The sequence below is a fragment of the Candidatus Nitrosarchaeum limnium BG20 genome (assembly GCF_000241145.1).
GTDB classification, from domain to species: domain Archaea; phylum Thermoproteota; class Nitrososphaeria; order Nitrososphaerales; family Nitrosopumilaceae; genus Nitrosarchaeum; species Nitrosarchaeum limnae.
Genome location: NZ_AHJG01000243.1, coordinates 1 through 1,468 on the forward strand (window position 1 = coordinate 1; position 1,468 = coordinate 1,468).

Annotated in this window: 3 protein-coding genes and 1 rRNA gene; 2 read left to right on the forward strand and 2 right to left on the reverse strand. The window is 33.1% G+C overall.

Features of this window, described 5'->3' with window-relative positions; translation table 11 throughout:
• A partial coding sequence (locus tag BG20_RS08730; protein ID WP_010194030.1) for an ATP-binding cassette domain-containing protein occupies positions 1–824 on the reverse strand: 824 nt, incomplete at its 3' end.
• 91 nt (positions 825–915) lie between these two features.
• Between BG20_RS08730 and rrf the strand changes: the two genes are divergently transcribed.
• Positions 916–1,035 (forward strand): 5S ribosomal RNA (gene rrf / locus BG20_RS08735).
• 49 nt (positions 1,036–1,084) lie between these two features.
• Positions 1,085–1,219 carry a hypothetical protein gene (locus BG20_RS13790; protein ID WP_256359096.1) on the forward strand — a complete coding sequence of 45 codons (135 nt, stop codon included), beginning with the start codon at positions 1,085–1,087 and terminating at the stop codon, positions 1,217–1,219.
• On the opposite strand, the gene BG20_RS08740 is transcribed toward BG20_RS13790, so the two are convergent.
• On the reverse strand, positions 1,216–1,404 hold the full coding sequence (locus BG20_RS08740) for a hypothetical protein (RefSeq protein WP_010194032.1): 189 nt from the start codon (positions 1,402–1,404) through the stop codon (positions 1,216–1,218). The genes BG20_RS13790 and BG20_RS08740 overlap by 4 nt on opposite strands.
• Positions 1,405–1,468: the final 64 nt, after the last annotated feature.

Genomic DNA, 1,468 nt, shown 5'->3' on the forward strand with positions numbered 1-1,468 from the left:
AATGTTAAATCATGTTCTACCACCATCACACTTTTTCCAATTTTTGCTAAACTTTGAATTACTCTTGCAACACTTTTTCTTTGAAAAACATCATTGTATGATGATGGTTCATCAAAAAAATAAAATTCTGAATCTTTTGATGCAACAGCTGCAATCGCCAATCTTTGAAGTTCTCCTCCACTAAGCTCTTTAAGATTTTGTTCCATTGAATTCTCTAAACCTAATTCTTTGATTAGATCTCTTGATATTCCACGTTCATCATATTTTTCTATCAATTCTTTTCCAGTACCGTCAAATGCTTGTGCAACATGATGTACTTGTTGTGGTTTTATTGATGCATGAATTTGTTTATTTTTAATTTTTTCAAAATGAGATTTTAATTCTGTTCCACTGTAATATTTTAAAATCTCATCCCACTCTGGTGGATTGTCATATCTTCCTAAATTTGGTTTAAGATTTCCTGAGAGAATATTAACTACAGTACTTTTCCCCATCCCATTTCTACCAAGTAATCCCACCACCTCACCTTTTCTTGGTGTAGGTAATTTGTACAATCGAAATGAATTAGGTCCGTACTGATGTATTTTATCAGAAGCTAGCTCAGATGCTAAATTAACAATCGTAATTGCTTCAAATGGACAAACTTTGACACATATGCCACACCCATTACAAACATTTTCATCTATCTGAGCCTTTTTTGTTTCTTCGTTGAGTATTATACAATCTGCCCCTGATTTATTGACTGGACAATATTTTATGCACTCTAAACCACATTTTTTTGGTTGACAAAGATCCTTGTCTAATACTGCAACTCGGTGAGTCATGTCGTAATTCGATTATTCCTTGCTTTATACCTCTTTTTAATTGTCTAAAATAAGGCGTTACCTTAATAGATAAGAATCTGTCAACGTTGTTCAAGCCGGCCATAGCGATAGGGTGCGACCCAATCCCTTTCCGAACTTGGAAGTCAAACCTATCGTCGCTGTTGTGCTACTAAGATGCGAGAGCTCTTGGGAAGCAACAGTGCTGGCACTTCTATTATCCTCCCAATTAATCTTTTAATATGGAATTATTGGTTTGTATCATGACTTTGACTAATTGTGCTGTTTGTGGAGAACATTTTTCTGATGATATTAGATTTCTAAATCATATGATGGACAAACATGGTTTTAGGAATCCAAATGAGGGTAAACCTGATAGAAACAGCAGAGGATACTAATTCAATTCATTTAGAATATCTTTTAATGTTAATATTTCATCTTTCAGAAAATCAACTGTCGCAATCACACTTGTTTTAGCATCTTCTGAAATATTGTATTTCAATTCTTTTTGAATTAATTCTGTAAGCTGCTCACGTTCCATTATCAGATCATTTAAGCGCATAGCAGCATTTTCAACAGTCATGTTTTATTGATGCTAATTTTGTATAATAATATAGAAACTAATTTTCAATAATGATATTGAACAA

What these genes read in the sequence shown, in the direction of transcription:
- BG20_RS13790 (WP_256359096.1), top strand. Translation starts at nt 1,085, where the DNA reads ATGACTTTGACTAATTGTGCTGTTTGTGGAGAACATTTTTCTGATGAT.
- BG20_RS08740 (WP_010194032.1), bottom strand. Translation starts at nt 1,404, where the DNA reads ATGACTGTTGAAAATGCTGCTATGCGCTTAAATGATCTGATAATGGAA.